The sequence below is a fragment of the Lacihabitans sp. LS3-19 genome, from assembly GCF_024343575.1.
In the GTDB taxonomy this organism is placed as follows: Bacteria; Bacteroidota; Bacteroidia; order Cytophagales; family Spirosomataceae; genus Leadbetterella.
Genome location: NZ_RJUA01000118.1, coordinates 1 through 533 on the forward strand (window position 1 = coordinate 1; position 533 = coordinate 533).

The following is a 533-nucleotide window of genomic DNA, read 5'->3' on the forward strand; positions in this document are numbered from 1 at the left end:
ATCAAGCAACCAACGTTATTGGTAGCAAGTGCAACGGGAGTAGATGTTAAATGCTTCGGTGGCAACGACGGAAGTGCAACAGCGAGTGCAACAGGCGGAACACCATCGTATACATATAGCTGGTCAAATGGAGCTACAACAGCAACAGCAAGTGGCTTGATAGCAGGTACATATACAGTAACAATTACAGATGCTAATTCATGTACTGCAACCGCAACCGTAGAGATCAAGCAACCAACGTTATTGACCGCAAATACAACTGGTGTAAATGTTAAATGTTATGGTGGTAATGATGGATCTGCCTCTGTAAATGCTGTCGGTGGTACTCCAGGATATAAATATAATTGGTTACCTACTGGCGGAAATTTGGCAACTGCTACTGGATTAATTGAAGGGACATATACAGTAACAGTAACAGATGCTCATAATTGTACAGCAACAGCTACGGTATCAATTTCCTCGGAAAACCCATTACCAACCGTACCAACCATAACAACAAACAAGACAGTATGTTGTGATGGAGAGAAAGCGAC

The 533-nt window shown here is 42.4% G+C and carries 1 protein-coding gene; it reads left to right on the plus strand.

Features of this window, described 5'->3' with window-relative positions; all coding sequences use genetic code 11:
• A partial coding sequence (locus EGI22_RS17590; protein ID WP_255069746.1) for a SprB repeat-containing protein occupies nucleotides 1–533 on the plus strand: 533 nt, incomplete at both ends.